Origin of the sequence: Brachyspira pilosicoli (assembly GCF_019402445.1) — a bacterium.
In the GTDB taxonomy this organism is placed as follows: domain Bacteria; phylum Spirochaetota; class Brachyspiria; order Brachyspirales; family Brachyspiraceae; genus Brachyspira; species Brachyspira pilosicoli_B.
Genome location: NZ_SRZM01000172.1, coordinates 1 through 7391, shown reverse-complemented (window position 1 = coordinate 7391; position 7391 = coordinate 1). Strand labels below are relative to the sequence as shown.

4 protein-coding genes and 1 pseudogene are annotated in these 7391 nt (G+C 27.3%); 2 read left to right on the top strand and 3 right to left on the bottom strand.

Annotated elements, in window-relative coordinates:
• Nucleotides 1–392: pseudogene (locus E6A48_RS06545) on the bottom strand (MBOAT family O-acyltransferase); the annotation flags it as partial.
• A 240-nt stretch (nt 393–632) separates the two neighbouring features.
• Here E6A48_RS06545 and dnaG point away from each other — a divergent pair.
• Both dnaG and rpoD read left to right on the top strand, forming a co-directional pair.
• Entirely contained in the window at nt 633–2447 is a 1815-nt protein-coding gene (dnaG, locus tag E6A48_RS06540; protein WP_219709242.1) for a DNA primase, read from the top strand.
• Nucleotides 2437–4200, top strand: coding sequence for an RNA polymerase sigma factor RpoD (gene rpoD, locus E6A48_RS06535; RefSeq protein ID WP_219709241.1), 1764 nt, complete (start codon nt 2437–2439; stop codon nt 4198–4200). The genes dnaG and rpoD overlap by 11 nt, the downstream gene beginning before the upstream one ends.
• A gap of 53 nt (nt 4201–4253) precedes the next feature.
• On the opposite strand, the gene E6A48_RS06530 is transcribed toward rpoD, so the two are convergent.
• Both E6A48_RS06530 and E6A48_RS06525 read right to left on the bottom strand, forming a co-directional pair.
• Complete coding sequence (locus E6A48_RS06530) at nt 4254–6125, bottom strand: AMP-dependent synthetase/ligase (RefSeq protein ID WP_219709240.1); 1872 nt, start codon at nt 6123–6125, stop codon at nt 4254–4256.
• A 92-nt stretch (nt 6126–6217) separates the two neighbouring features.
• Entirely contained in the window at nt 6218–7339 is a 1122-nt protein-coding gene (locus tag E6A48_RS06525; RefSeq protein WP_219709239.1) for a glycosyltransferase family 4 protein, read from the bottom strand.
• Between the last annotated feature and the right edge of the window lie 52 nt (nt 7340–7391).

Here is a 7391-nt window from a genome sequence, read left to right as displayed (position 1 = left end):
CTTAATGCCTGAAATGTATAAAATGATATCCCTACAGGAAGCACTATATCAAAAGGCTTTTCTACTAGCTCTATATTTAATGCCGCTAACAAAATATTAATATTCTGAAGTAAAAAGTCAAAATACTTAAAAAACACAAGTATTGCAATATTTATTATAAAACTAAATGCCACAACTATTCTTTTATATTTTAATTTCTCTATTAATATACCGCTTAAAAAAGTTACAACAGTAGAAGTTGCCATTAATAATGCATATTTAGGATTCCAAAACATGTAAAAGATATAACTTGCTATAAACAAACAAATATATCTTAATTTTTTTGGAAATATCCAATATAAAATAAGCGTTATAGGAAAAAATATCAAAAAGTCCGTAGAATTAAACAGCATTTATATAACTCATCATAAAATATACATTTATAACTAAAAAAATCTTTAATTGTAATATAATCAAAAGTTAATTTAATAAGATTTTTAATTAAATTATAGTGCAGTATATTATTATAAAACTAAATATATTACAACTTATTTAATAAAAAGCAGTAAAAAACTACATAATATTATACTTGACTTTTTTTAAAATATTAATAATATTTATACACAAATAAATTAAACTATATTTTAAACATTGTGGATACTTTATTTACAGAAAAACTAAATCAGCTTTTATCCCATGTCTCTTTAATAGATATATTAAGAGATAGATATAAAGTTATATCTAGAGGCGGAAGTCAATACACCGTTCAATGCCCCTTTCATAAAGATGGTCAAGAGGCAAATCCTTCTATGTCTGTTGATGATTCTAAAGGTATATATAAATGCTTTACATGCGGTGCTAAAGGAAACGTATTTACATACCTAAAAGAAAAAGAGGCTATGGATTTTAAAGAGGCTGTAAAATACCTTGGTAATAGATTTTCTATTGACACTAGTAATTTCTTCTCTCAAAAAAACAAACATAAAGACCAAATTTTTGTAGAAAGCAAAAGAATAAATAAAATAGCCTGCAATTTCTTTGGTAAAAATCTTCTATTAAAGAATAATAATGGAGAATATTTTTATAAAGAAGCTATAGATTATCTAAAAAAAAGAAAAATACCATTTTCAATTATAAAAGAGTTTAAAATAGGATATGCTCCTCCAAGCTGGAATGCTTTGATTAGAGCTTTAAATGAAAACAATATAAGCACAAACAATATAAATGCATTAGGATTAGCAAGCATAAGCAAAAATAATCCAAATCATTTTTATGACACATTTATAAATAGAATAATGTTTCCGATAATCAATGAAAAAGAGGAGATTATAGGCTTTGGAGGAAGAAGCATTGATGGAAAAGAGCCTAAATATTTAAACTCAAAAGAGAGCTTAATATTCAAAAAGAAATCTGCTCTATACGGCATAAATATAGCTAAAACACATATAATGAAGAAAGATGAAGTTATATTAGTGGAAGGCTATATGGACACAATTGCTTGCCACAAAATGAATATAAAAAATGTTGTTGGAAGCTTAGGTACTGCCATCACAGAAGAACATGCAAAAGAAATAAAAAAATACACCAACAATGTAGTTTTAGCTTTGGATAATGATGAAGCTGGACAAAAAGCCACTAAAATGGCTATATTAACACTATTGAAGTTTGATTTAAAATTGACTATACTATTGGTAGAAACAACCAAAGATTTAGATGAGTTTTTTACTATAAATAATGCTAATGGTTTTGATATACTATATAATAAAAAACTTGCTTGGTATGATTTTTTGTTAAAAACATCAACAAATAAGGATATATCATTACTTACTATAGAAGAAAAACTCCATATAGTAAAGTTATTTTATAATTATTTAGATGTTTTGAAAAGTGAGACGGAAAAACAAATGATAATCTCTCATGTTTCATCAGAACTTTCTATTGATAGAGATGCTTTCAATAGAGATTATTTAAGAACTTTAACTAATAAAGTTCAAAATACAAAAGTTGTTTCTGCTTTACAAAAACCTATAAAAGATAACAAATTTTACTATGAAAATAGTTTAATATATTTACTTGCTTTGAATCCATCTTTAATAAAAGAGGCAGAGAAAGAGATAGGTGTAGATCTTATTAAAAAAGATATCACAAGGGAATTTTATATAAGGCTCTTAACTCTTAATAAAGATGCAACAGCTGAAGATGCTCTTAATGTATTAGGCAATGAGCATATAGCTAATCAGATAAGAAGCAAGGAAAAGTTGTATAGTGATAATATACAAGAAAAATTAGAGGAGCTTATTGTAAAGATAAAAAGCGGGGATATAGACTATAGGAGAGAGGAAGTATTAAAAACTACAACACTCCAAAGTAATGAAGGATTTGAAGCTATATGTAATAAAGCCCGAGAAATACATTTACTAAATAAGCAAAAGGAAAAACTATATCAAGGAAGTGATTATGATGATTGAAGAGGATTGCGATCTTCTAATTAAGAATAATGAAAAAATTAGAAAATTGCTTGAAAAAGGAAACGCTAACAAATATCTTACATTCAAAGAGATTAATGCTGCCATAGACAATATGGATACGGATGTAATGGATATACTTTTTCAATTATTAAGTGCTAGAAAGATTGCCATAGTTGAAGACAAAAGGGAATTTGAAAGTCTTTCTAAAAATCAAAATAAAATTGATGATGCTGCAAGGTTTATACATGTAGAAGATAAAGTTGGAAATAATGATGACCCTATAAGACTTTATCTTAAAGAGATTGGCAAAGTTGATCTTCTTACTCATGATGATGAGGTAGAATATTCTAAAAAAATAGAACTTGGTGAATCTGAAATAGAGTCTATTATATTAAATACTCACTTAGTAGTTGGAGAAGTTTTAAACACTATTAAATGTGTACATAGTGGAAAAGTATCTATACATGAGATATTAGAGCCGCCAAGAATATATAATGTATCCACACAAGAAAAAAGAAAATTAGAGAGAAAATATAAAAACTTTGAAAAAGAATATGTTGATTTAGCAGAAAAATATTTAGCTTTGGATAAAAGAATAAAAAAAGCTACTACACAAAAAACTATAAAAACTCTCACAAATGAACAAAGTGAGATAAAAGAAAATATAGTTAAGTTATTAGGCAAAGTAAAACTTAATAGAATGGAAATAGATAGAATTGCAGAGAAATTAAAGTTTTATTTGCATAGAATTAATCAGATAGAAGAGTATTTTGAGAAATTAAAAAAGAGATACGGCAAAGAGATAAGTGATTTTGAAAATTACTATAATGAAATTGAAAGCGGAAATAAAAAAATATATACTAGACTCGTTGATGAGTTTAATATAACTCCAGAAGCTATAAAAGCGGTATTAACAAGTTTTCATAATTCTCAAGTTCGTATGGCTGATATTTATGATGAAGTTCGTACAGATAAAGAAACTTTAGTTGAATGGGTAAGAAAAATTGATTCTTCAAGAAGAAAAATAGCTCAAGCAAAAGACCATATTGTTAAGGCTAATTTAAGACTTGTTATATCTATAGCAAAAAAATACACTAACAGAGGTCTTCATTTCTTTGACTTGGTACAAGAAGGAAATATTGGTCTTATTAAGGCTGTTGATAAGTTTGAATACAAAAAAGGATACAAATTTTCAACATATGCAACTTGGTGGATTCGTCAGGCTATTACTCGTTCTATAAGCGATCAAGCTAGAACTATAAGAGTACCTGTTCATATGATAGAACAAATCAATAAAGTAACTAGAGTATTAAGACAATATATGCAGCAGTATGGAAGAGAGCCTTCTATACAAGAAATAGCAAGAGCTTTAAGCTGGCCTGAAAGCAGAGTTAAAAGCGTAAGAAATGTTGCAAAAGACCCTGTATCTTTAAATGCCCCTATTGGCGATGAAGAAGATACCATACTTGGAGAACTTATTGAAGATAAAGAGTTTGAAAGCCCTCAAAACATTACTACATTCAAAATCTTAAGAAAGCATATAGATTCTTTGCTTGATAATTTGCCTGAAAGAGAACAGAAAGTTATTAGAATGCGTTATGGATTAGATGATGGATACAATCATACTTTAGAAGAAGTTGGATATGTATTTAAGGTTACTAGAGAGCGTATAAGACAGATTGAAGCTAAGGCTATAAGAAGATTAAGAGCTACTTCCAAAAAGAAAGAGTTAAAAGAGTTTTTAGATTCTTAAAAAATTCTTATAAAAATAAAAGGGAGATTAATTAATCTCCCTTTATTATTTTCTTATTTTGTATAAAGATTTTCTATTTGGTCTTTATATTCTTCCATTATTTTATGTCTTTTTATTTTTAATGATTGAGTAAGCATGCCATTTTCTATAGTAAAGTCTTTGCTTGTTATAATAAGTTTAGATATAGTTTCATAAGGTCTAAAACCATTTTTACTATTAACTAATCTGCTTAATTCATGCTTAATGAGTTTAACAACATCTTTAGAGTTTTCCATATTATTTTCATCATAATGTATTTTATGTTTGTCCAAAAACTCTTTAACATTATCTTTATCTATTACAACTATAGCACCTGTAGAAGCTTTATCCTGACCTACAAGCATTATTTGAGAAATATATTTAGATTCCATAGCTTTATTTTCTATAGGCTGAGGCTCTACATTTTCACCTGTTAGAAGAACTATAGTCTCTTTTGCTCTTCCTGTAAGCACTATTTCTCCTTGCTTTGTATAAGCTCCTAAATCTCCAGAATTAAAGAAACCATCTTTTTTAGCCTGTCTTGTTAATTCTTTATCTTTATAATACTCTTTAAAAATATTAGGTCCTTTAATATAGCAAACACCTAATTCACCGTCTTTACAAATATTTCCATTTTTATCTCTAACTTCTATTTGTACCTCTGGAACAGGTGCTCCGCAAGTTCCTCTATAGTTTTTAAAAGGAGACCTTAAAGTTACAACAGGGGCAGTTTCTGTAATCCCCCAACCAACAACCAAATTAATTCCAGTAGCTTCTATAAAATCTTCTATATACATAGGTAAAGCTCCGCCTCCTGATATAGTTAAGCGAAGTCTACCTCCTGTAAGTTCTTTTATCTTTTTATAAACTAATTTTTGTGCCATTTTATGACTCATAGGGTCTAATGGCAATATATCATATTCTATCTTTTTGCTTTCTTTCTTTTCATCTCCAAGAAGATAAATCATATTATTTTGGTATCTTAAATTTCTTATATATCTAATAGAGCCTTGTATAAAAGATTTAACCATCATTTTTACAGCAAGAGGTTTTTTGTCTATATTTTTCATCACACCATTATATATATTAACCCAAATAGCTGGCACTGATATAAATATATCAGGCTTCTCCTCAACAAAATCATTTTTTAAATCTCTTTTATTAGTGATAGCAGTGAAACACCCACAAATAGCAGTAACATAAGAGATTGTTCTCTCATATATATGCCATATAGGAAGAACGGTTAAAAGTTTCTCTCCTCTTTGAAGTTTTATTATATCAGGCAACACTCTCACATTATGTAAAATATTTCCATGAGTAAGAATTACGCCTTTAGGTTTGCCTGTTGTACCTGATGTATATATTATAGTAGCTGTATCATCATTATTAAGCTTTGAAGCTTTTTTTACAGCAAAGTCTTTATCACCATTTAAAGCCTCTTCTCCAAACTCTAAAAACTTACTAAATGAATAAATGTTATTTCTAGGTTCATGAATAGAATTATCTAAAACAATTATAAGCTGTATTTTTTTAGAAGATTTATCTATTTTATTTAATACATACTGATTTTCTACTATTACAGCCAATGAATCACTATGCTCTATTATATAATTTAATTCCTCAGATGTAGAATCATTTCCTCTAGGAACATCTGCTGAGCCTATAGCCAAAAGTGCCATATCACATATAAACCACTCTATACGGTTTTCTGAAAATATAGCAACATGCTTACCAGATAATCCTTTTACATCAAATGCCTTAGCAATAGCATTTATCTTATCATATATTTTTTCATATACTATAGTTACTTTTTCACCATTATTGTTCCTATATCTATAAATAGGGCTTTGAGGTATTTTTTTTACAGTATCAAAAAAAGCACTAGGTATAGAACTATATTCTTCCATAAATCCCCCAATCATAATTTTTTAAAATAGTTAATTATTACTATATTATAAAAATAATTACTTTTAACTATAATAATATATATAAAAAAATATTACAAGTGATTTTCAATATACTCTAAAATACTTGAGCAGTAACTCTCAACTTTAAAAATTGATAAAATATTATTAGATAGTAATTTTCTTTTTATATTGCTATTGTTAATATATACTTCATAAATAGCATTAGATATATCATTAACACTATTCATATCGCAAGAAATACTGCAATCTTTAGCAACCTCATAAACCCCAGAATATTTTGAAATAATTGAAATACAAGAAGAGTAAAGAGCCTCTATAACCGTAAGCCCAAAAGGTTCATTAACAGCAGGCATAATAAGAGCGTAACTTCTGTTTAATAAATCCTTCTTCTCTTCATTGCTTATAAAACCAAGAAAGATAATGTTTCTCTCCATTCCAATATTAGAAACTAATTTTTTTAATTTCTCTTCATACCTACCCTTACCCGCTATCATAAACTTTAAATCTTTATTATCAATCCTCTCTAAAAAGCTCTTAAAAGCAATAATAGCATTTTCTAGATTCTTAACTTTCTCTAACCTTCCAACATAAAAAAAATGTTCTGCATTTTTTATATTTATAACTTCATCAAAACCTGTTACACAAGGATATATAATTTTACTTTCTCTATTATAAACACGCTTTACAGAATTTGAAGTTCGCTCACTATTAGCCATTATATAATCTATAATGCTCACCCCTAACCTATCTAGCTTCATAGTATAACGAGCAATAAAATCTAAAGTCTTTTGTTTAGCCTTATAGCTTTCATCATCTTCGCCATAAAGCCTCACACTTGGTTCATGGCAATACCAAAAACTTTTAGGAAGATTTATAGAATTATTTTTAGCATATTTATAAGCTAAACCAAAAAATATAGTTGCTGGAAAATTATGAATTAGTACAGCATCATAATCTTTTAATTGATAAGCTAAAAATTTCGCAGTTTTTCTAAAAATAAATGGATTTAAAGTTATATCTGTTTTTATTTGTTTAATATAGCTTGGAACATTTTCTCTTAACTTATAAGTATAAATAGTAGATTCAATATTATACTTCTTATAAAAATGCTTAGCTGTAGCAAGTATTACATTTTCTGCCCCGCCATTATATCCAAAAGTAGGATGCATTATAGCTATTTTTTTAATCTTCATTTTAATATAATAATTTATTTTTTAATAACTTACAATATTAAAAAAATTAATA